Source organism: Streptomyces sp. NPDC022552 (assembly GCF_055561875.1).
On record NZ_JBVHGJ010000017.1, the window covers coordinates 75,919 to 96,494 of the forward strand.

21 protein-coding genes are annotated in these 20,576 nt (G+C 72.4%); 14 read left to right on the plus strand and 7 right to left on the minus strand.

The features are described from left to right. Window positions 1-21: 21 nt before the first annotated feature. Window positions 22-873, plus strand: coding sequence for a formyltetrahydrofolate deformylase (gene purU / locus ACZ3OF_RS32025; protein WP_361677397.1), 852 nt, complete (start codon window positions 22-24; stop codon window positions 871-873). A gap of 27 nt (window positions 874-900) precedes the next feature. On the opposite strand, the gene ACZ3OF_RS32030 is transcribed toward purU, so the two are convergent. Next, the gene (locus ACZ3OF_RS32030; RefSeq protein ID WP_467308276.1) at window positions 901-2,172 is read right to left on the minus strand and encodes a zf-HC2 domain-containing protein; all 1,272 of its coding nucleotides are present in this window, start codon (window positions 2,170-2,172) and stop codon (window positions 901-903) included. Beyond that, window positions 2,169-2,750, minus strand: coding sequence for a sigma-70 family RNA polymerase sigma factor (locus tag ACZ3OF_RS32035; RefSeq protein WP_467308277.1), 582 nt, complete (start codon window positions 2,748-2,750; stop codon window positions 2,169-2,171). Before ACZ3OF_RS32035 ends, ACZ3OF_RS32030 begins: the two co-directional genes overlap by 4 nt. A 240-nt stretch (window positions 2,751-2,990) precedes the next feature. Between ACZ3OF_RS32035 and ACZ3OF_RS32040 the strand changes: the two genes are divergently transcribed. Together ACZ3OF_RS32040 and ACZ3OF_RS32045 are read left to right on the plus strand one after the other, a co-directional pair. Continuing rightward, window positions 2,991-3,365, plus strand: coding sequence for an STAS domain-containing protein (locus tag ACZ3OF_RS32040; RefSeq protein ID WP_361677403.1), 375 nt, complete (start codon window positions 2,991-2,993; stop codon window positions 3,363-3,365). A gap of 78 nt (window positions 3,366-3,443) precedes the next feature. Then, window positions 3,444-3,956, plus strand: coding sequence for an EF-hand domain-containing protein (locus ACZ3OF_RS32045; RefSeq protein ID WP_361437307.1), 513 nt, complete (start codon window positions 3,444-3,446; stop codon window positions 3,954-3,956). A 112-nt stretch (window positions 3,957-4,068) separates the two neighbouring features. On the opposite strand, the gene ACZ3OF_RS32050 is transcribed toward ACZ3OF_RS32045, so the two are convergent. After that, complete coding sequence (locus ACZ3OF_RS32050; RefSeq protein WP_467308281.1) at window positions 4,069-5,640, minus strand: class I adenylate-forming enzyme family protein; 1,572 nt, start codon at window positions 5,638-5,640, stop codon at window positions 4,069-4,071. Between the two features lie 152 nt (window positions 5,641-5,792). On the opposite strand from ACZ3OF_RS32050, the gene ACZ3OF_RS32055 reads away from it, so the two are divergent. From ACZ3OF_RS32055 to ACZ3OF_RS32070, 4 genes are all read left to right on the plus strand, one after another. After that, entirely contained in the window at window positions 5,793-6,983 is a 1,191-nt protein-coding gene (locus ACZ3OF_RS32055; RefSeq protein ID WP_361677409.1) for an amidohydrolase family protein, read from the plus strand. Beyond that, window positions 6,983-8,116 (plus strand): acyl-CoA dehydrogenase family protein, encoded by a 1,134-nt coding sequence (locus ACZ3OF_RS32060; RefSeq protein WP_467308284.1) that lies wholly within the window; start codon window positions 6,983-6,985, stop codon window positions 8,114-8,116. Before ACZ3OF_RS32055 ends, ACZ3OF_RS32060 begins: the two co-directional genes overlap by 1 nt. A gap of 14 nt (window positions 8,117-8,130) precedes the next feature. After that, window positions 8,131-9,060 carry an acyl-CoA dehydrogenase family protein gene (locus ACZ3OF_RS32065; RefSeq protein WP_361677416.1) on the plus strand — a complete coding sequence of 310 codons (930 nt, stop codon included), beginning with the start codon at window positions 8,131-8,133 and terminating at the stop codon, window positions 9,058-9,060. 401 nt (window positions 9,061-9,461) lie between these two features. Then, a complete protein-coding gene (locus tag ACZ3OF_RS32070; RefSeq protein ID WP_361677419.1) occupies window positions 9,462-9,917 on the plus strand; it encodes an ATP-binding protein in 456 nt (151 codons plus the stop codon). Window positions 9,918-10,083: 166 nt separating this feature from the next. On the opposite strand, the gene ACZ3OF_RS32075 is transcribed toward ACZ3OF_RS32070, so the two are convergent. Beyond that, window positions 10,084-11,052, minus strand: a complete 969-nt coding sequence (locus ACZ3OF_RS32075) for a cyclase family protein (protein ID WP_361677422.1) — start codon at window positions 11,050-11,052, stop codon at window positions 10,084-10,086. 71 nt (window positions 11,053-11,123) lie between these two features. On the opposite strand from ACZ3OF_RS32075, the gene ACZ3OF_RS32080 reads away from it, so the two are divergent. Beyond that, window positions 11,124-12,038, plus strand: a complete 915-nt coding sequence (locus ACZ3OF_RS32080; protein WP_361677425.1) for an SDR family NAD(P)-dependent oxidoreductase — start codon at window positions 11,124-11,126, stop codon at window positions 12,036-12,038. A 47-nt stretch (window positions 12,039-12,085) separates the two neighbouring features. Beyond that, window positions 12,086-13,138, plus strand: coding sequence for a Zn-dependent alcohol dehydrogenase (locus ACZ3OF_RS32085; protein WP_467308287.1), 1,053 nt, complete (start codon window positions 12,086-12,088; stop codon window positions 13,136-13,138). Between the two features lie 151 nt (window positions 13,139-13,289). Here the strand turns inward: ACZ3OF_RS32085 and ACZ3OF_RS32090 are convergent, their stop codons facing one another. Further along, window positions 13,290-14,342 carry a GlxA family transcriptional regulator gene (locus ACZ3OF_RS32090; protein WP_467308289.1) on the minus strand — a complete coding sequence of 351 codons (1,053 nt, stop codon included), beginning with the start codon at window positions 14,340-14,342 and terminating at the stop codon, window positions 13,290-13,292. 111 nt (window positions 14,343-14,453) lie between these two features. On the opposite strand from ACZ3OF_RS32090, the gene ACZ3OF_RS32095 reads away from it, so the two are divergent. From ACZ3OF_RS32095 to ACZ3OF_RS32115, 5 genes are all read left to right on the plus strand, one after another. Next, window positions 14,454-14,774, plus strand: a complete 321-nt coding sequence (locus ACZ3OF_RS32095) for a hypothetical protein (RefSeq protein WP_467308291.1) — start codon at window positions 14,454-14,456, stop codon at window positions 14,772-14,774. Beyond that, a complete protein-coding gene (locus tag ACZ3OF_RS32100) occupies window positions 14,767-15,282 on the plus strand; it encodes a helix-turn-helix transcriptional regulator (RefSeq protein ID WP_361677434.1) in 516 nt (171 codons plus the stop codon). The genes ACZ3OF_RS32095 and ACZ3OF_RS32100 overlap by 8 nt, the downstream gene beginning before the upstream one ends. An 82-nt stretch (window positions 15,283-15,364) precedes the next feature. Next, on the plus strand, window positions 15,365-16,621 hold the full coding sequence (locus tag ACZ3OF_RS32105; RefSeq protein WP_467308293.1) for a DUF2306 domain-containing protein: 1,257 nt from the start codon (window positions 15,365-15,367) through the stop codon (window positions 16,619-16,621). Next, on the plus strand, window positions 16,618-17,523 hold the full coding sequence (locus ACZ3OF_RS32110; protein ID WP_361677440.1) for a hypothetical protein: 906 nt from the start codon (window positions 16,618-16,620) through the stop codon (window positions 17,521-17,523). The genes ACZ3OF_RS32105 and ACZ3OF_RS32110 overlap by 4 nt, the downstream gene beginning before the upstream one ends. Before the next feature lie 72 nt (window positions 17,524-17,595). Next, a complete protein-coding gene (locus ACZ3OF_RS32115) occupies window positions 17,596-18,891 on the plus strand; it encodes an MFS transporter (protein WP_467308296.1) in 1,296 nt (431 codons plus the stop codon). Here the strand turns inward: ACZ3OF_RS32115 and ACZ3OF_RS32120 are convergent. Beyond that, the gene (locus ACZ3OF_RS32120; protein WP_361677584.1) at window positions 18,888-19,475 is read right to left on the minus strand and encodes a flavin reductase family protein; all 588 of its coding nucleotides are present in this window, start codon (window positions 19,473-19,475) and stop codon (window positions 18,888-18,890) included. The genes ACZ3OF_RS32115 and ACZ3OF_RS32120 overlap by 4 nt on opposite strands. Window positions 19,476-19,751: 276 nt before the next feature. Continuing rightward, entirely contained in the window at window positions 19,752-20,576 is an 825-nt protein-coding gene (locus ACZ3OF_RS32125) for an enoyl-CoA hydratase/isomerase family protein (RefSeq protein WP_467308298.1), read from the minus strand.

Consider the following 20,576-nt stretch of genomic DNA (forward strand, 5'->3'; position numbering starts at 1 on the left):
GCGGTGTGGCACCCTACGGGGATGACCGACCAGTACGTCCTCACGCTTTCCTGCCCGGACAAACAGGGCATTGTGCACGCCGTTTCGAGCTATCTGTTCATCACGGGCTGCAACATCGAGGACAGTCAGCAGTTCAAGGACCGGGACACCGGCCTGTTCTTCATGCGCGTCCACTTCTCGGCGGAGGAGCCGGTGACCGTGGAGAAGCTCCGGGCGAGCTTCGCGGCGGTGGGTGACTCGTTCGCGATGGAATGGCACATCAACCGGGCCGACGAGCGCATGCGCGTCGTGCTGATGGTGTCGAAGTTCGGCCACTGCCTGAACGATCTGCTCTTCCGCTCGCGGATCGGGGCGCTGCCGGTCGAGATCGTCGCGGTGGTCTCGAACCACACGGACTTCTCCGAGCTGGTGAGCTCGTACGGTCTCCCGTTCCGGCACATTCCGGTCACGAAGGACAACAAGCCGGAGGCGGAGGCCGAGCTGCTCGAGCTCGTGCGCGCCGAGAACGTCGAGCTGGTGGTGCTCGCCCGCTACATGCAGGTCCTCTCCGACGACCTGTGCAAGCAGCTGTCGGGCCGGATCATCAACATCCACCACTCCTTCCTCCCGAGCTTCAAGGGCGCCAAGCCCTACCACCAGGCGCACGCGCGCGGCGTGAAGCTGATCGGCGCGACGGCCCACTACGTGACGGCCGACCTCGACGAGGGCCCGATCATCGAGCAGGAGGTCGAGCGGGTGGGCCACGACGTCACCCCGGACCAGCTGGTGGCGATCGGTCGCGACGTGGAATGCCAGGCGCTGGCGCGCGCGGTGAAGTGGCACGCGGAACGCCGGATCCTCCTGAACGGCCGCCGCACGGTGGTCTTCGCGTAGCGCACCCCCCGGGGCGGCCGCAGGCGGCTACAGGCGGCTCAAGGAGGCCGCCGCGAAGAGGACGTCGCGGATCGCCTCGCGGTCACCGTCCTGGCCCGCCGCCGCCTCCTCCGGCGGGACGTGGCCCGCCACCAGCTGGCAGAACTCGACGCCGTCCATCGCCACCTGCGCCACCGCGTGGTCCGGGGAGCCGACGGCCGCCGGGGAGTCCAGGGCGATGTACCAGTGGCCGCCGCCCGAGCCCTCGACCTCCAGATGGAGCGAGCGGCCGGGGGCGCCCGCCGCGACCAGATGGCGCGGCGGGGCGGCGAGCCCCGCACGGCGCCGGCCGGCCAGCGCCGCCGGGAGCAGCCGGGCCGCCAGGTCGATCATGCCGTGCAGATGCGCCCCGCTCGGCGGCTCGTACGGGTACGCCACCGCGTTCGCGATGTCGTCCGCGTGCACCCAGCACTCGAAGGCCCGCTCGAGCAGCGAGTCCCGCATCGGCAGCGCGAAGTCGCCGTAGGTCACCGTCAGGTCCGCCACGCCACGCCCCGCGAACGACACCGTGCGGATCAGCGTGTGGCTCTGCTCGCGCCACGGCTCGCGCACCGCGCGCGTCGGCGGGTGGTACTGGCCCTGCCAGTACGCCTCCGTGCGCGCCCCCGGCGACACCTCCGTCGCCTTCGGCCCCAGCGGGTCGTCCAGGCCGAGGGAGGTGGCCACCAGACCGTCCACCGTCAGCAGATGGCCGATCACCCCCGCCACGGTCGTCCGGCGGCTCACCCGCTGCTCGCCCTCGAACCACTTCAGCCGTACCGGCGCGTGCCACTCCGATTCGCCGATGTCCCGCGGCAGCGCGTCGAGCCGGGCGGTCTCCGCGTCGTACGGAGCCGCCCAGGAGGGCACGGGGATACGGGCGGGCCGGCGGCCCAGGCAGTTCTCCAGGACCCGGGAGCGCAGCAGCGGGTCGAGGTCCAGATCCCGCTCGGAGTGCAGCAGACCGACCGCGTCCCGCAGCCGCAGCGCCTCGTCCGCGCACGGGGCGCACTCGGTCAGATGGTCCTCGACCGCCTGCGTCTCCTCCGGTGAACACGCGGAGAGCGCCCACGCCCCGAGGAGGGACTTGAGCACGCTGTGCGGCGGCGGGGGAGGCGGGAGCGGGGGCGCGGGCGCGAGGACCGGTTCCTCCGCCGGCTCGGGAGGCGTGGCCACGGCAGCGCTTCCCGTCAGATCCGCGTGGTCGTCCGCCGCGGCGCGCGGTCCCGGTATCCGGGGAGCGCGCGCCACGTCGTCGGGAGTGTCGTCGGGGCCGTTCACAGGGAACGACCGTAACCGGGCGGCGAGGACCCCTCCAGCGGGCGGGTGTTCGCCGTCGACAGCAGCTGGAGCCCGAGCCGCAGCCGTCGCCGCGCCTCGTCCTCCGTCACACCGAGGTCCGCGGCCGTCTGGCGGTAGTCCCGCCGCTGGAAGTACGCCAGTTCAAGGGCGGCCCGCAGCGGCGCCGGCATCGACGTCACGATGTAGTCGGCGCGGGCCGCGACCGAGGCCTGGCGCACCTTCTGCTCCAGCTCCTCCGCGGAACCCTCGCCGGTCTCCGCGTACGCCGTCGCCTCCGTCTGCCGCAGCCGGTGCACGGCCTGGCGCTGGGTGAGCTTGGCGACCCAGGAGCGCATGTTGCCCTGCTTGGGGTCGTAGGCGTCGGGGTTCTCCCAGATGTAGCCGAAGACCTCGCGGGTGACCTGGTCCGCGGCCTTCTCGTCGTCGAGGATCCGGTGGGCGAGGCTGTGCACCAGGGAGGCGAACCGGTCGTAGAGCTCGCCGAGCGCGGCGGCCTCACCGCGCGCCAGCCGCTGCTGCATCCTGCGGTCCCAGCGCGGTGGTGTGTCCTTCGGCATGCGTCGACCCTCCGGTGCTCTTCCGTGGCCCTCCCGACCCGAGTTCTCCGTCCAAAGTAATGGGCCGTCCGGGAGTGCACTCCGCTTTGGGACAAGTACGCCCTCCCGGAGGGGCTGGATGGTAAGGAAAGCGTCATCCCTGGGACGAGGGGTTTCGGCGCGTCGTGGCGGGGCAGCGGGAGGGGACGGGAACGACTGCCTCCGCTTGAACGACTGCTTCCGCTTGAAGGGCGCGATCGCGTGAACCTCCACGTCGACGAAGACGAGCAGGGCCCCTGGACCGTGCTGCGGATCCGCGGGGAGCTGGATCTGCTGACCTCGCCCCTGGTCAGAAGACGCGTCCACGACGCGGTCGCGGGAGGACGCCACGATGTCGTCCTCGACCTCTCGGGCGTACTCTTCTGCGACTCCAGCGGGGTGGGCGTGCTGATCGCCTCGCGGCGGCTGATGCGCTCCTGCCAGGGCCGGCTGCGGGTCGTCCTGCCCGAGCGGGGCTCGGAGGACGCCTCGCACGTCAACCGGGTCCTCGCCGCGCTGGGCGTGCGCCGCCTCTTCGACGTGTACGGGGACGCCGCGGCCGCCGTCGACGACGAGGCCCAGCCGCTCTCCGCGTAGCGCCACCGCGCCCCCGAGCGGCGACCGGGCGCCCCGCCCCTCTCGGCACGGCGGCCCGTCTCGTCGTACCCTCCCGGAATGGAGCCCATGGAACCCGAGCAGGGACCCGGAGAGGTCTACCAGCGCCGGATCGCCTCCCGTTTCGCCGCCTTCGACCAGGACGGCGACGGGACCATCTCGCGCGAGGACTTCAGCACGGCGGCGAAACGCGTCCTGGCGGAGTTCGACGTCTCCTTCCGCTCCGACCGGGGGCAGGCGCTGGCCGACGGCGCCGAGGCCTTCTGGCAGGGCATGGCGGGGATCGCGGACATCGACGGCGACCAGAAGGTCAGCCGCGAGGAGTTCGCCGGCGGCGCGGTGAAGCGCCTGCACGACCACCCCGAGCGCTTCGCCGAGATCGCCCGGCCCTTCCTGCACGCCGTCCTCGCCATCGCCACGACCCCCGCCGACGTGGAGCGCGCGCTGCTGGCCCTCGGCATCACCCCCGTCGGAGCGGCGCTGGGCGCCCGTACGCTGCCGACCGTCGCCTCGGGCTCGGTCGACGAGGAGCAGGCGGTGACGGCCTTCGCCCGCTACTTCATGACGGAGTAGCCCGCTCCTCGGTCGCCAAATCCCTTTCCCCGACATACGGGTGACGCCTCGACACCCCACGTCGCGCGCCCCCTGGTGCCGGTACCGTCCGCCCTCGTCGATCGGATCGTCCTCACCCCGCGGAAGTGAGCCCGGACCGCGCCCCCGGGAGCGTCCTCCCGGGGGCGGCGGTGGCGGAGTACCGCTCGCGGAGCTTGTACTTCAGCACCTTCCGCAGGGCGTCGTTGCGCGGCAGGGCGTCCACCACCTCCAGCTGCTCCGGCAGCTTGTGGACGGAGAGCCCCTGCTCGCGCAGGAACGCGGTGACCGTCTCCAGGGTCAGCGGGTCCGCCCCCGGCGGCTGCTCGATCACCGCGCAGACACGTTCGCCGCGGTCCGGGTCGGGGAGCCCGACGACGGCCGCGTCGCCGACCGCCGGATGCCGGTGGAGGAGGTCCTCGACCTCCTTGGCCGAGACGTTCTCCCCCTTGCGGATGATGATGTCCTTGATCCGCCCGGTCAGCACGAGATGTCCGCTCGCGGTCAGGTGCCCCACGTCGCCGGTGATCAGGAAGCCGTCCTCGTCGAAGGCGGCGGCGCTCTGGGCCGGGTCCAGATAGCCCTGGCAGACGGCCTCGCCACGCAGCCTGACCTCGCCGCTCCCCGACCCGTCGTCGGCGATCCGGATCTCCATGCCCGCGGGCGGCCGGCCCTCCGTGGTCGCGAGGTTCTCGACGGTGTCGTCCGGCGACCCCATCGTGATCATCGGGACCTCGGTCATGCCGTACCCGTGGGTGAGCTGGCAGCCCATCTCCCGTACGACGGCGTGGTAGATCTCCGGCGGCTTGGGCGCCCCGCCGCCCGCGAGCAGCCGCAGGGTCGGTATCAGCTTCCGGCCTGGCTGTTTCCGCTGCTCGGCGAGGAACATCGAGTAGAAGGCGGTCGAACCGCCCGCCACGGTCACCCCGTGCCTGCGGTACTCCGCCAGCGCGTCGGGCAGCGCGAACTGTTCGAACATCACCGCGGGGAATCCGTACAGGAGCAGCATCACCGTGTAGTCGGGCCCGGCGATGTGCGCGTACGGGAAGGCCATCGAGCCGATGTCGTCCTCGCTCAGACGCAGCGCGTGGGCGAGGCAGGAGCCGCCCGCGATGAGCGAGCGGTCGGTGTGCAGGACGCCCTTGGGGTCGGAGGTCGTCCCCGAGGTCCAGTAGATCCACCGCACGTCCTCCCCGGAGAGGGGCGGGGGCGGCAGGACGGCCGGGTCCCCGTCGGGCAGCGAGCCGTACGCCTCGAAGATCCCGCGCGCGCCGAGCCGGCGGGCCATCTCCGTGTGGTCGAAGCCGCGCCACACGCCCGGCACGGCGAAGAACTCGGCCTTCGACTCGCGCAGCGCGAAGCCGACCTCGCGGTCCCGGTAGAAGGGGATGACCGGGGACTGTACGGCCCCGATGCGGGCGAGCGCGAAGGAGAGGACCGCGGTCTCGATCCGGGTGGGCAGCTGCCAGGCCACGACCGTGCCGGGGCGCACCCCCATCCCGTACAGCCCGGCGGCGCACCGCTCGGAGCCTTCCCGCAGCTCACCGAAGGTGAGGGCGCGGTCCCCCTGGAGGAGGACGGGCCGGTCGGGTGTGAGGGCGGCGCGCCGCTCGACTAGCTCCCAGAGGGTGCGGGAGGCGCCCAGGGTGTGTGCGGTGTCGGTCACGACGTTCCCCTTTCCGGCCACAACTGACGGTCAGTCAGATTGCCTGGAGAGCGTAGAGGCCCGCTGCTTGTCGGTCCAGGGGTCGGGGGCTAGCCTGAGACCGATCGGTATCTGACGGGTCATCAGAAAATGCGGGAATGGGAGAGGGTCTCATGACGGAACTTCCGCGGATCATCAGCGTCGACGACCATGTGATCGAGCCGGCCCACCTCTTCGAGACCTGGCTGCCGGCCAAGTACCGCGACCGCGGACCCCAGCCGCTGACCGCCGGGATCGGGGAGCTCGCGTACGTCGGGGGCAAGTACCAGATCACGATGGACCCGGACGGTCCGCCGACCGACTGGTGGATCTACGAGGACCTCAAGTTCCCGTACAAGCGCAACATCGCGGCCGTCGGCTTCGACCGTGACGAGATGACCCTGGAGGGCATCACCCGCGAGGAGATGCGCCGCGGCTGCTGGGACCCCGTCGAGCGCCTCAAGGACATGGACCTCAACCATGTCGAGGCGAGCCTCTGCTTCCCGACCTTCCCCCGCTTCTGCGGCCAGACCTTCGCCGAGGCCAAGGACAAGGAGGTCGCCCTCGCCTGCGTCCGCGCCTACAACGACTGGATGGTCGAGGAGTGGTGCGGCGACAGCGGCGGCCGCCTCATCCCGCTCTGCATCATCCCGCTCTGGGACATCGACCTGGCCGTCGCCGAGATCCGGCGGAACGCGGCGAGAGGCGTCAAGGCCGTCACCTTCTCCGAGATCCCGACCTACCTCGGGCTCCCGTCGATCCACTCCGGCTACTGGGACCCTTTCTTCGCCGTCTGCCAGGAGACCGGGACGGTGGTCAACATGCACATCGGCTCCAGCAGCCAGATGCCCGCCGCCTCGCCCGACGCCCCGCCCGCCGTCCAGGCCTCCCTCAGCTTCAACAACGCCATGGCCTCGATGATGGACTTCCTCTTCTCCGGGGTCCTGGTCACGTTCCCCCGGCTCAAGCTCGCCTACAGCGAGGGCCAGATGGGCTGGATCCCGTACGCCCTCGAACGCGCCGACGACGTGTGGGAGGAGCACCGGGCGTGGGGCGGGGTGCGGGACCTCATCCCCGAGCCGCCGTCGACGTACTACTACCGGCAGATGTTCTGCTGCTTCTTCCGCGACAAGCACGGCATCGCCTCGCTGGACGTGGTGGGACGGGACAACGCCACCTTCGAGACCGACTATCCGCACGTCGACTCCACCTTCCCGCACACCAAGGAGGTCGCCCTCGACCACGTCAAGGGACTCGACGACGAGACGGTCTACAAGCTGATGCGCGGCAACGCCATCCGCATGCTGGACCTGGGCATCGTCTGATGGACCTCGCGGACGGTGCGGCGGAGGGGGAGTTCCGGGCGCGGCTGCGGGAGTGGCTCGCGCGCGTCCTGCCGACGCTGCCGCCGAAGCCCGATCCGCTGGACTGGCCGGGGCGGCGCGCCTACGACTGCGGCTGGCAGCGGCGGCTGTACGACGCGGGCTACGCGGACGTGCACTGGGGCGCCTCGCCGACGCAGCGGCTCATCTTCCTGGAGGAGACCGAGCGCGCCGGGGCGCCGTACGTCGGCGCGAACTTCGTCGGGCTGCTGCACGCCGGGCCGACCGTCGCCGCCGAGGGGACGCCCGAGCAGCGGGAGCGCTGGCTGCCGCCGGTGCTGCGCGGCGACGAGGTGTGGTGCCAGGGCTTCAGCGAGCCGGACGCCGGCTCCGACCTGGCGTCGCTGCGGACCAGGGCGGTACGGGACGGGGACGCGTACGTCGTCTCCGGCTCCAAGATCTGGACCTCGCACGCGGAGGTCGCCGACTGGTGCGAGCTGCTCGTACGGACGGACGCCTCGGGCTCCAAGCACCGGGGGATCACCTGGCTCGCGATGCCCATGGACGCGCCCGGGATCACCGTACGGCCGCTGCGGACGCTCGCCGGGTCGGCGGAGTTCGCGGAGATGTTCCTCGACGAGGTACGGGTGCCGGTCGCCAACCGGGTCGGGGAGGAGAACGACGGCTGGCGCGTGACGATGGTGACCCTGTCCTTCGAGCGCGGTACGGCGTTCGTGGGCGAGGTCGTCGCGTGCCGGCGCGTGCTGGCCGACCTCGCGGGGACGGCGCGGAAGAACGGCACCTGGGACGACCCGGGGGTACGGCGGCGGCTCGGGCGGCTGAGCGCCGAGTTCCGGGCGCTGTGGCGGCTGACCCAGTGGAACGTCAGCGAGGCGGAGGCGACGGGCGGCGTGCCGGGGATCGGCGGCTCGGTCTTCAAGCTGCGGTACTCGCACGCCCGGCAGGAGCTGTACGACACGGCGGCCGCCGTCCTCGGGCCCGACGCGCTCGACCTCGGGCGCGAGTGGAACCTGGACCGGCTGTCCTCGCTCTCGTACACGATCGCGGCCGGTACGTCGCAGATCCAGGCGAACATCGTCGCCGAGCGGATACTCGGCCTGCCGAAGGGGCGGTGAGGGGTGGTGGTCGCGTGGACTTCCGGCTGACGGACGACCAGAAGGCGCTGAAGGCGGGCGTACGGGAGCTGCTCGCGGGGCGCTTCGACCGGGAGGCGTTGCGGGCCGCCGTGGATGCGGGCGGTGCTCTGGACCGCGCGCTGTGGCGGGAGCTGGGGGCGGCCGGGTTCTTCGCGTTGCGGCTGCCGGAGGCGGAGGGGGGCGTGGGTCTTGGGCTGCCGGAGGCGGTGCTCGTCTTCGAGGAGGCGGGGCGGGTGTTGCTGCCGGGGCCGTTGATCACGACGCACCTGGCGGCGGGCAGCGTGCCTGGGGCGGCGGAGGGGGAGGTGGTCGTGACGGCCGCCGACGGCGGGCTGGTCGAGTGGCTGGACGCGGCGGACGTCGTCATGGGGGATGTCGAGGGCGCCGTGCCTGTGCGGTCGGTGGATCCGCTGACGCCCTTGCATCGGTTGCCCGGTCCGGTGGGCGCCGAGGCCGTGGGCGGAACGCGCCCGCAGGGGCGCCGTCCCTTGTCCCGCCCCCGCGGGACGATGGCCCACGCGGAGTCGGCGGCGCTGCTCACCGCCGCCGAGCAGGTCGGGAGTGCCGCACGGACCACCGAGATGGCCGTCTCCCATGCCCGTACGCGCGTGCAGTTCGGGCAGGTCATCGGGGCGTTTCAGGCCGTCAAGCATCTGTGTGCGCAGATGCTCGTGCGGGCCGAGGTCGCCCGGGCCGCCGTCTACGGGGCCGCCGTCACCGGTGACCCCGTCGAGATCGCCGGGGCCAAGCTGCTCGCCGACGAGGCGGCCGTCGACTGCGCGCGGGACTGCCTCCAGGTCCACGGCGGCATGGGCTTCACGTGGGAGGCGGACGTGCATCTGCACCTCAAGCGGGCCTGGGTGCGGGCCGAGCGGGGCCCGACGAAGGCCCGGGCGGAGGAGGCGGAGGCGGCGCACCTGTAGGCGTGGCGTGGGTGGGCGCTCACGGAGCGTCGATATCGGGTTGTGTCCTTCGGGCGGGCCGTCACGGCCCGGAGTCGGGGTCCCGCTCCGGTACTCTCCGTGGGATGCGAGTGGTTGTGAGCCCGGATCGTCCCGGTGTCGCCGAAACGGTGGCCCCGGATCGGGCGATGCCCGCCGCTCGTACCCCGTGGAGGCGCTGGGCGCCCTCCTGTTCGACTCCCCGCAGCGTGCGTCGCACAGTATGGACCATGCGTACTCCTTCGCGCTGGAATATGCCCGAAGCGCTTGTTGCGGTGACTGTACGTCAACCATGCTGTCTCACAAGGGAATCACGTTCCGTAAGGGCGTCGATGGCTGTGAGGCGCGAGGCGATGTGTCCGCCGGTTCGGATGGTGTGAGCGGTGCAGGTGCTTCAGGTTCAGTTGGAGGTCGGGCCGGACCCGGCAGAGGTGGGACGCGCCCGGCGATGGGCGCGTTCGAGGCTCGCCGGATCGGGCATAGGGGATGACGAGCCGCTGGCCGAGACGCTGGTGCTGCTCATTTCCGAGCTCGTGACCAACGCGGTGGTCCACACGGGCTGTCCGGCCGTGCTGCGGATGCTGTTCGGCGCGGGCTGTCCGGAGGCCGGGACGGTACGGGTGGAGGTCGCCGACTCGAGCGACCGGCCGCCGATGCCGCGCCACGCGCAGGGCGAGGACACCAACGGGCGCGGTCTCGAGCTGGTGGACGGCCTGGCCGACCGGTGGGGATGGCAGCGCGAGGGCGCGGGCAAGAGCATCTGGTGCGAGGTGGACCGCGGCGTGCCGAAGGAGTCCGAGACCTCGGCGGTCACCCCGACGGCCTCGGTGCACTGTTGACGGTTCGTGGCGTTTTGTTCACCCTGGGGTGAGCGATTCGACGTGAGGGGACGACGAGGGTGCGAAGCCGCCCTCGACGAGTGCGGGTCGTGTCCGGGGTGGCGGCGACCGTGCCGTGCTCGGGGCGCGCGCGAGTGCGCCGCCACCCCCGTATGACTTCATCGATTCAGAGGATCGCCACCGGGGCCACCGGTGTGCCCGTACCGCCCACGAAGGGCTCGGGCATCGCGGAGAGCAGGAACGCGTACCGCTCCCTCTGTGCACAGGCTGTGGACAGACTTTCCAGATTCCAGTTCTGCCCCTGGAGCATGCCCATCTCGACGAGGTCGAGGGCGTGGACCGGCAGCCAGAGGTTCTCGATCTCGGGCGGGAAGATCTCGAAGGTGAGCGTGTCGTTGGCGACGGCCGCGACGTCGTGGGCGTGGAACCACTCGGGCGTACGGAGGGAGAGGCCGGGGGAGGGGAACGCGTAGGCGTGCTTGTCCCCGGCGAGGTACTGCCGTATCTGGCCCGTCCGTACGAGCACGATGTCGCCGGCCCGGACGGTGACGCGGCCGAATTCCGCGGCCTCGTCGAGGTCTTCGGGGGTGACGGCGTGGTCGCCGGGCAGCCGGTCGACGCCCTTGGCGGCGGCCACGTCGAGCAGGACGCCACGGCTGACGATGTGGCGGGCGGTGTGGATGCCGCTGAACTCGGAACGGCCGTGCGGGGTGATGGTGGAGGCGGGGCGCCCGTTGTAGATCTTGCCCGAGTGCGAGACGTGCGTGAGGGCGTCCCAGTGGGTGGCCGCCTGGAGGCCGAGGGTCACGGCGTCGTCGCTGGTGGCGACCGTTCCGGGGCCGAAGAGCTCCTGGTTGATCTGGACCATGACGTGGAGCGGGTTGACCCTGCCGGGGATCATGCCGGTCTGCACGCCGTCCTGGGTGAGGTCGAGGGCGAGCGGGACGCGGTGCCCGGAGCGGACGGTCGCGACGGCGTCCCGTACGACGTCGTCGGTGATCAGGTTGAGGGTCCCGATCTCGTCGTCCTGGCCCCAGCGCCCCCAGTTGTTGACGCGCTTGGCGATGTCGTGGAACTCGACGGGGAGCTGCGAGGGAACTGACATCGGGGCCTCCGGGGTCTTGTTTTTCTGCATCTGACGGACCGTAGAATCCTGTCGACGAACGAATCTAACGGACCGTCAGAAAACGCGGGAAGGGGCCGGGCGTGGGGAACTTCTTGGCAGGCAAGGTCGTGGCGGTGACGGGCGCGGGGCGCGGGATCGGGCGCGCCGTGGCTCTGGCGTGCGCGGCGGAGGGGGCGAAGGTCGTCGTCAACGACTACGGGGTCTCCATCGAGGGCGGGGAGCCGACGTCGGAGGTCGCGCTGTCGGTGGTGAAGGAGATCGAGGCGGCGGGCGGTTCGGCCGTCGCCGTCGCCGACGACATCTCGACGATGGCCGGCGGTCAGCGGGTCGTCGACGTGGCGCTGGCGGAGTACGGGCGGATCGACGGGGTCGTGTGCGTCGCGGGCATCCTGCGCGAGCGGATGCTCTTCAACATGGCCGAGGAGGAGTGGGACCCGGTCGTCGCTACGCATCTGAAGGGGACGTTCACGGTCTTCCGGGCGGCGTCGGCGGTGATGCGCAAGCAGGGCACCGGGACGCTGATCGGCTTCACGAGCGGGAACCACCAGGGTTCGGTGGCACAGGCGAACTACTCGGCGGCGAAGGGCGGCATCATCTCGCTGGTGCGGTCGGCGGCGCTGGGCCTGCACAAGTACGGGGTCACGGCCAACGCGGTGGCCCCGGTGGCGCGGACGCGGATGTCGGCGAACGTGCCGATGGAGCTGAAGGAGATCGGGGAGCCGGAGGACGTGGCGGCGCTGGTCGTCTACCTGCTGTCGGAGCGGGCGCGCGCGGAGAGGATCACGGGCCAGGTGTACACGATCGCGGGCCCCAAGATCGCGGTCTGGGCCCAGCCGAGGGAGCTGCGCGCGGGGTACGCGGAGGGGGGAGCGTGGACCCCGGAACGCATCGCGGACTTCCTGCCGGGGACGGTGGGAGTGGACCCGATGCCCCTCCTGACCCGACTGGAGGAGATGGCCAGGGCGGCCGCGGCGGGCACCCGCCCGAACCAGTAGCGCGCGGCACCGCCCACAACGCACGCCCGACGACAAGGAGCACGCACATGAGAGGTGTCGTCTACGACGGCAAGAACGTCCAGGTCGTCGACGACCTGGTGGTACGTGACCCCGGTCCCGGGGAGGTTCTCGTCGGTGTCCGCGCCGCCGGGCTCTGTCACAGCGATCTCGCCGTCCTCGACGGCACCATCCCCTTCCCCGTCCCCGTCGTCCTCGGCCACGAAGGCGCCGGCGTCGTGGAGGCAGTCGGTCCCGGGGTCACCCACGTCGCCCCCGGCGACCACGTCGCCCTGTCCACGCTCGCCAACTGCGGCGCCTGCGCCGACTGCGACCGCGGCCGCCCCACCATGTGCCGCAAGGCCATCGGCATGCCCAAGCAGCCCTTCTCCCGCGGCGGCACCGGGCCCCTCTTCCAGTTCGCCTCCAACTCCTCCTTCGCCGAGCGGACCGTCGTCAAGGCCGTCCAGGCCGTGAAGATCCCCGAGGACATCCCCCTCACCTCCGCCGCCCTCATGGGCTGCGGCGTCCTCACCGGGGTCGGCGCCGTACTCAACCGCGCCAAGGTCGACCGCGGCGAGACCGTCGTCGTCATAGGCACCGGCGGCATCGGGCTCAACGTCATCCAGGGCGCACGGATCGCCGGCGCGCTCACGATCGTCGCCGTCGACACCAACCCGGCCAAGGAGGAGGTCGCCCGCCGCTTCGGCGCCACGCACTTCCTCGACTCGGCGGAGACCGTCCGGGACATCCTCCCCACCGGCGCCGACCACGTCTTCGAGTGCGTCGGCCACACCGGCCTCGTCCGTACCGCGATCGACCTCCTCGACCGCCACGGCCAGGCCGTCCTGCTCGGCATGACCGCCCCCACCGCGGAGGCGACCTTCCCGCCCGCCGCGATGTTCCTCGACAAGTCGATCCTCGGCTGCCGCTACGGCTCCTCGCGCCCGCAGAAGGACATCGCGCTCTACGCGGAGCTGTACCGCGAAGGCCGCCTCCTCCTCGACGAACTCGTCACCGCCACCTATCCGGTGGAGGAGTTCGCGAAGGCGGCGGAGGACGCGGAACAGGGCAGGGTCGCGCGGGGCGTCCTGACCTTCTAGCACCGCTGTCGGCCGTCGCCGTCGCGGCCCGGCCGCCCGTGGCGACGGCGCCGCCCGTGGCGACGGCGCCGCTCGCGGTGGGCGCTCCCGTCCTGCCGTGGGTGGGCGCGATCGCCCACGGCCCGGACCGACTGACGGCGTACCGCGGGCGTCACCCGCCCGAGGCGGAAGCCGTGGCCGTGGCGGGACCCGGACCCGAGGCGGAAGCCGCTGCCGTGGCGGGACCCGGACCAGGACCGGGAGTCGACGTCCGGAACGTGCGGCGGTACGTCGTCGGGGTCACGCCGATCGCGGCCTGGAGGTGTGACCGCAGGGACTGGGGCGTGCCGAAGCCCGCCTCCCGGGCCACCTGGTCGACCGCCAGGTCCGTGGACTCCAGGAGGTGGCGGGCCCGTTCCACCCGCTGCTGGGTCAGCCACTGGCCGGGGCTGATGCCGACCTCCTCCCGGAAGCGGCGCGTGAACGTCCGTACGCTCATCGACTCCCGTACCGCGAGGTCCCGCAGCTGGATCGGCTCGTGCAGATGGGACAGCGCCCAGGCGCGCGCCGACGTCGTGGTCGCCGTCCCCGCCTCAGGGAGCGGCCGCTCGATGTACTGGGCCTGCCCGCCGTGCCGGTGCGGCGGTACGACGGTCCTGCGGGCCACGTCGTTGGCGACGGCGCTCCCGTGGTCCCGGCGCACGATGTGCAGGCACAGGTCGATCCCGGCAGCGACGCCCGCCGAGGTCAGCACGTCCCCGTCGTCGACGAAGAGCACGTCCGCGTCGACCCGCACCTTCGGGAAGAGCCGCTGGAAGTGGGCGGCCGAGGCCCAGTGCGTGGTGGCCGGCCGCCCGTCGAGGTAGCCGGCGGCGGCCAGCACGTACCCGCCCGTGCAGATGGACACGAGCCGGGTCCCGGGCCGGATGTGCCCGAGGGCCGCCGCCAGCTCGTCGGTCAGCCGGCCCTCGTCGTACACGGGGCCCAGTTCGTACGAGGCGGGGACGACGACCGTGTCCGCCGTCGCGAGCGCCTCAGGGCCGTGCTCCACATGGACGGCGAAGTCCGCGTCCGTCTGGACCGGGCCCGCGACCGGGGCGCAGGTCACGATCTCGTACAGGGGCACACCCTCGGCGTCCTTGGCGCGGCCGAAGATCCGGTGGGGAATGCCCAGTTCGAAGGGGAGGAGACCGGGCAGGGCCAGGACGGCGATACGGTGAGGCACGAGAGAATCCTTTGTGGTCCAGACCACTCGCTGCTAGAAGTCGAGTCCGTGACGACGGACAAACAGGCGGACGGGCAAACGGACGAACTGGCGGACGGATGAGCGGGCGTCGTGGCCGACGGACGATCGGCGCACTCCCCCTACAATTCTGCGGCCCGCGAGCGCATTCCCGGACAGGTCGGGGCCCCGGCCCTCTGGAACCGTGACTTCCGGCTCTTCTTCGTGGCGCGGGCGGCCGCCGTCCTCGGCGAGGGCATGGTGCCCGTCGCCCTCGACGCCGGTCTGCTCGGCGCCGGGCACCTCGGTGCCTCCGTCGGCCTGCTGGCGGGCTCGGGGATCGCGGTGTTCGTGATCGCGGCCCTGCTCGTGGTCCGCCCGATCAGGACGCTGCCGCGGGCCCAGCCGGCGGAGGTACGGTCCCGGCATGTCTGAAGTCCGGTTGACCACGCCCTCGTACCTCGTGCTCGGCATTGTCGACAAGCTCGGCGAGGCCAGTCCGTACGACGTGAAGGTGGAGGCGGCGCGCACCGTGGCGCCCTTCTGGTCGATGCCTCACGCGCAGGTCTACGCCCAGTGCGACCGCCTGGTCGAGGCGGGCCTGCTGTCCGAGGCACGCCAGACGGGCGGGCGGAACCGGCGCCTGATGCGGCTCACCGAGGCGGGCGCGACCGCGCTCGCCGCATGGCTCGACGACCCCGCCTTCGTCCCGGTCGAGGCCCGTGAACGCGGCATCCTCAAGCTCTGGTTCGGGGCGAGCCCGCGGGTGCACGCCCCGGTGCAGGTCGAGGAGCACCGCCGGACGCTGGACGAGTACGAGGGGCTCGCCGAGAGCGTCGGGGAGGTGCTGACCCGGGGGCAGCGCGAGGCGCTGGAGTTCGGCATCCGCTACGAGCGGATGATGGTCGACTTCTGGAAGTGGGTCGAAGACCGCGAGCCGTGACCGTTGACCGTGGGTAACACCCGCCTCTACCTTCCTTCACAGTCCAGAAAGGACTATCGGGCCCACGGCAGGGGAGCGGTCGATGGATGTGCGGTGGGGGAGGGCGGCCGGCGTCGCGCTGACCGTGGGCTGCGTGGCCTACGCGCCCGTCGCCATGACCCAGTTGTGGCCGTACGCCTCGGCCGGGGCGCCCGCCCCCGGCGAGTGGCTCATGGGCCGGATCGTGTCGCCGGAGTACGTCGCCGAGGCCGTTCGGGACCGGATCGGGCCGTACGGACGCAGCCTGGTCCCGCTGATCGTGCACTCGGTCCTGGGCGGCCTGCTGATGCTGCTCGGACCGGTCCAGTACCTGTCGGCGGTCCGTCGGCGGCGCCGCCTGCACCGCGTCGCCGGGACCGTGTTCGCGGTCACGGTGTACGCCTCGATGGCCGGTGCCGCGCTCTATCTGGCCCGTACGGCACCGGAGGACGCGTACAGCGGCGCGGCGTTCTGGGTCGTCCTCGCGACCATCCTCGTCGGCACCGTGGGAAGCGTGACCTTCGGCGTCCTCGCCGCCCTCACCCGCTTCCCGGACCTGCACCAGCGGTGGATGCTGCTCTGCTACGGCTTCCTGCTGACCGCGCCGCTGCTCCGCCTCGAATGGGGCGGCCTGCCGCGGCTGTTCCCCGGTCTGTCCATGGCCGAGATCAACCGGATCGCGATCATGCACCTCGGCTCCGTGGTCGTCTTCGGCGCGCTGCTCGCCTCGCGCGCGCTCGACCGGCGGACCACCGTCCCCGGCGTCCACGGCACCTGGTGCCCGACGCCCCTGTTCGTCGCGGCGCACGTCGCCGGTGCCGCGGCGCTGGCCCGGCTCTCCGTGTCCCTTCTCGACGGCCCGGGGGACGAGGGCCCGCGACTGCTCCTCGGGTATCTGGTCCCGTACGCCGTGACGTACACGGTCATGGCAGCCGGTCACCGGCGCGCGGGGCGGCGCGGGGCCGGGTGGGCGCGGGAGGAGTGGCGGCTGCATCTCGTGGCGCTGTGTCTGGCCCCGGTGTTCTCGGTCGGAGCGACGTACGTACTGGAGCGGTTCGTCCGCCTCGACGCGTGGACGTCCCTGGTCGCGGGCGTCGCCATCGGCTGCGGGGTGCTGGCCTTCGCGGCCACGACGGTGGTGAGCCTGCGGGTGATGTACGGCCGCGAACTCGTGGCGCGGGGAGGAGCGCCTGGGGTGGGGGCACCGGCACCGGCACCGGAGCGCAAGCCCGAGCCGGGGCCCGAGCCGGAGCCCGAGCCCGAGCCGGTGACGGCTGCCGGGACGGTTTCCGCGGACGAGCAGGAGGCGGGACGGCGATGAGCGAGGGATCGCGGGCGGTCTCCGGAACGGCCGCCGGTGCGACGCGGGCGGAGCCGCGCGGCGGGCGGGAGCTGTCGCCGGGGATGGCCATGCTGGCTTCCGTCGTGGCGGTCGTCAGCCTCATGGTGGGCGCGCTGCTCGCCCTGGCGAGCGTCGCCGGCTACGCCGCCGGCGCCTGGGCCTCCCCCGAGGCGCTCAGCCCCGGGCTCGTCGGGGCGGCCATGCTGGGCGTGGCGCCCGCGCTGTTCACGGTCGGCCGGGCGAGGCTCTGGGAGGAGGCGCGCACCCTCGTCGTGCCCCTCGCGGTCGTGCTGGTCGGCCTGTTCGTGGTGAGCCTGCTCAACGGCGAGGCGCTGTGGGTGGCGAAGGGCGGCTCGCTGTTCCTCGTGCTCTTCAGCCTCGGCTGGGTCGCGACCCTGGGGGCGCTCGCCGTCGGGGCGGTGCTCTGTGTGGCCTTCCAGTACCGGCGGCCGGTGCTCGGGTCGCCGGAGCGGATCGCCCCGCTCCCCGGCTGGTCGAAGCCACCGCTCGCGGTGCTGGGTTCGGGGTGGGCCGGTATCGGCGCGGGGCTCCTCGCGGTCCCGGGCTTCTGGTCGGGCTTCGTGCCGTGGCCGGTCAGCCGCGCGGACGCGCAGGGCCTGGGGGTGTGGGCGCTCGCGCTCGGCGTCGGCGTCCTGGGGTCCCTGGCCGAGGACGACCTGGCCCGCCTGCGCCCCGCGCTGCTGGCCGTCCCGTCCGTGGCGCTCGCGGCGCTGGTCGTCCTGGCCGTCCACGCGCCGGACGTGGACTGGGCGTCGGGGCCCGGGCTCTCGCTCCTCGCGCTGCTCACCGGCCTGCTGGTGACGGGGGCGACCGGCCGGCTGCTGTGGGCCCGTGCCGCGGGCCGCGTCGCACAGGGCTGATGTCCCGATCCTTGCGAAAGCTGTCATTCGGGCCAATGGTGGGGGCGACTCCCGGCCACGAAGCTGTGTGTCGTGACCCAGACAACCGAGACCCCCGCGTCGCCCGTCTCCTCCCGTAGGCCCCGTGTCCACCGCGCCTGGTTCGTCGCGGTGGTCACCTTCGTCACGATCATCGGCGCCGCGGCCTTCGCCTCGCTGCCCGGGCTGCTGATCGAGCCGTTGCACGGTGAGTTCGACTGGTCGCGCGGGACGATCGGCTTCGCGGTCTCCGTGAACCTCGCGCTCTACGGCCTGACCGCGCCGTTCGCCGCCGCCCTGATGGACCGTTTCGGCATCCGCAGGGTCGTCGCCGTCGCGCTGAGCGTGATCGCGCTCGGCTCGCTCCTGACCGTGTGGATGACGGCGTCCTGGCAACTCGTCCTGTACTGGGGCATCCTCGTCGGTCTCGGCAGCGGTTCGATGGCGCTGGCGTTCGCGGCGACGGTGACGAACCGGTGGTTCGTGGCCCGGCGCGGGCTCGTCACCGGCATCCTCACCGCGGCCGGCGCCTCGGGCCAGCTGGTGTTCCTGCCCCTGCTGTCCTGGCTCGTCGAGAACGAGGGCTGGCGCCCCGCCGCCGTGACCGTCGCACTCTCCGCGCTCGCGGTCGTCCCCTTCGTCTGGCTGCTGCTGCGCGACCACCCGGCGGACGTGGGCCTCGCCCCGTACGGCGGAGAGTTCGTCCCGAAGCCCGCCCCGGTCACGGGCGCGGCCCGCCGGGCCGTGACGGTACTCCTCAAGGCGGCCCGCACCGGCCCGTTCTGGCTCCTGGCGGGTACGTTCGCGATCTGCGGCGCCTCGACGAACGGCCTGGTGAAGACCCACTTCGTCCCCGCCGCCCACGACCACGGTATGCCGATCACCGCGGCCGCCTCGCTGCTCGCCGTGATCGGAGTCTTCGACGTCGTCGGCACGATCGCCTCCGGCTGGTTCACGGACCGTTTCGAGGCGCGGCGCCTGCTGGCCGTGTACTACGCGCTGCGCGGCGTGTCCCTGCTCTTCCTGCCGATGCTGCTCGCGCCGGCCGTCCACCCGCCGATGATCTTCTTCATCGTCTTCTACGGTCTGGACTGGGTGGCCACCGTCCCGCCGACGATCGCCCTGTGCCGCGAGCACTACGGAGAGGACAGCGCGATCGTCTTCGGCTGGGTCCTCGCCTCCCACCAGGTGGGCGCGGCGGTCGTCGCCTTCGCGGGCGGAGTGGCGCGGGACGTCTTCGGCTCGTACGACGTGGTCTGGTACGCCTCGGGCGCCCTGTGCGCGGCGGCGGCCCTGATGGCCCTGGTGATCCGCCGCCGCGGACCGGCCTCCCAGGTCAAGGTCGCCTAGCCGCTGAACCGCCCGAACCGCCCCCGGTGGAAGAGCAGCGGTTCGCCGTCGTCGTCGGCCGGGGTGCCGAGGGCCTCCACCCGGCCCACCACGATCAGGTGGTCGCCTCCCGTGTGGACGTGGGCGATCGTGCAGTCGATCCAGGCCGGGGCGCCGGTCAGGCGGGGTGAGCCGGTTTCCGGGGCGGCGTCGTACGACACCCCGGCGAACTTGTCCGCGCCGCTCTTCGCGAACCCGAGGCACAGGTCCCGCTGGTCCGCGCCCAGGACGTTGACGCAGAAGACACCGGCGCGGGCGAGCCGGGGCCAGGTCGTCGACGTACGGGCGACCATGAAGGCCACCAGGGGCGGGTCCAGGGAGAGCGAGGCGAAGGACTGGCAGGCGAAGCCGGTCGGACCGTCGGGGTCGAGGGCCGTCACGACGGTGATCCCGCTCGCGAAGTGCCCGAGCACGCGCCGGAACTCGGCCGGGTCGACGGGCAGCCGCTCGTCCTCCCGTACCGCGCGGAGCAGCGGCCGTGGATGCGGTTCGACGGCCGTCGGCGATCCGGCCGATCTGAGGTATCGGACGGCGGTGGCCGCCATCCCAGCATGTCCCATCACGTCTCCCATTGAAGCTGACGAACCGTCAGATGGGAACCCGTGCGCGGAGGGCGGCCCGTCCGCCGCTCGGCGGGGCACCCGCCCCGTGGTGAACGGGTGAAGTGGTCGAGGCGCCCGTCATCGGGCCGTCACCTGGTGCGTTGCCGACGTGCAGGAATCCGCGGACCCTCACGGTCCCGGTCCGGGCCGTGACCGCCGCGCCCGCTCGCAGATCCCACCCCGTGTCCCCGGCGAGCGGAACGGCCCTCCGGGGACGGCTCAACGCCCCTCGTACCGAGGCGTCCGGCGTTCCACGAAGCTCGCCACGCCCTCGTTCGCGTCCCGCGTGGTCATGTTGATCTCCTGGGCAGCCGCCTCCGCGACGAAGGCGGTGGCACGGTCGGTGTCGAGGGAGGCGTTCACCAGCTGCTTGGTGAGCGCCAGGGCGCGGGTCGGCCCCTGGGCCAGGCGCTCCGCCCATTCCCGCGCCGCCTTCTCCAGCTCCTCCGCCGGCACCACCCGGTTCACGAGGCCGAGCTCCCGGGCGTCCTGGGCCGACACCGCGTCGCCGAAGAACATCAGCTCCTTCGCCCGCTGCGGCCCGATCAGCCGGGGCAGCAGGTACGCCCCGCCGCCGTCCGGCACCAGACCCCGGCGCACGAACACCTCGATGAACTTCGCCGACTCGGCCGCCAGGACCAGATCGCACGCGAACGCCAGATGCGCCCCGATCCCGGCCGCCGTCCCGTTCACCGCCGCGATCACCGGCTTCTCGCAGTCCATGACCGCCGCGATGAGACGTTGCGCCCCCATCCGGATGGTCCGCGCCACGTCCCCGGGCGCCCTCCCCGAGCCTCCGGCCGGGGGGACCCCCCTCTCGCTTCGCTCGCCGGACGCCGGCGCGCCCCTCAGGTCCGCGCCCGCGCAGAAGCCGCGGCCCGTGGCCGTGAGCACCACCGCCCGTACGGTCGGGTCGGCGGACGCCTCGCCGAGGAGAGCGATGATCCGTTCGCGCTGGTCCCAGGTGACCGCGTTCATCGCCTCGGGCCGGTTGAGCGTGATCCACGAGACGCCGTTCCCGACGGTGTGCAGGAGGTCGGTCAT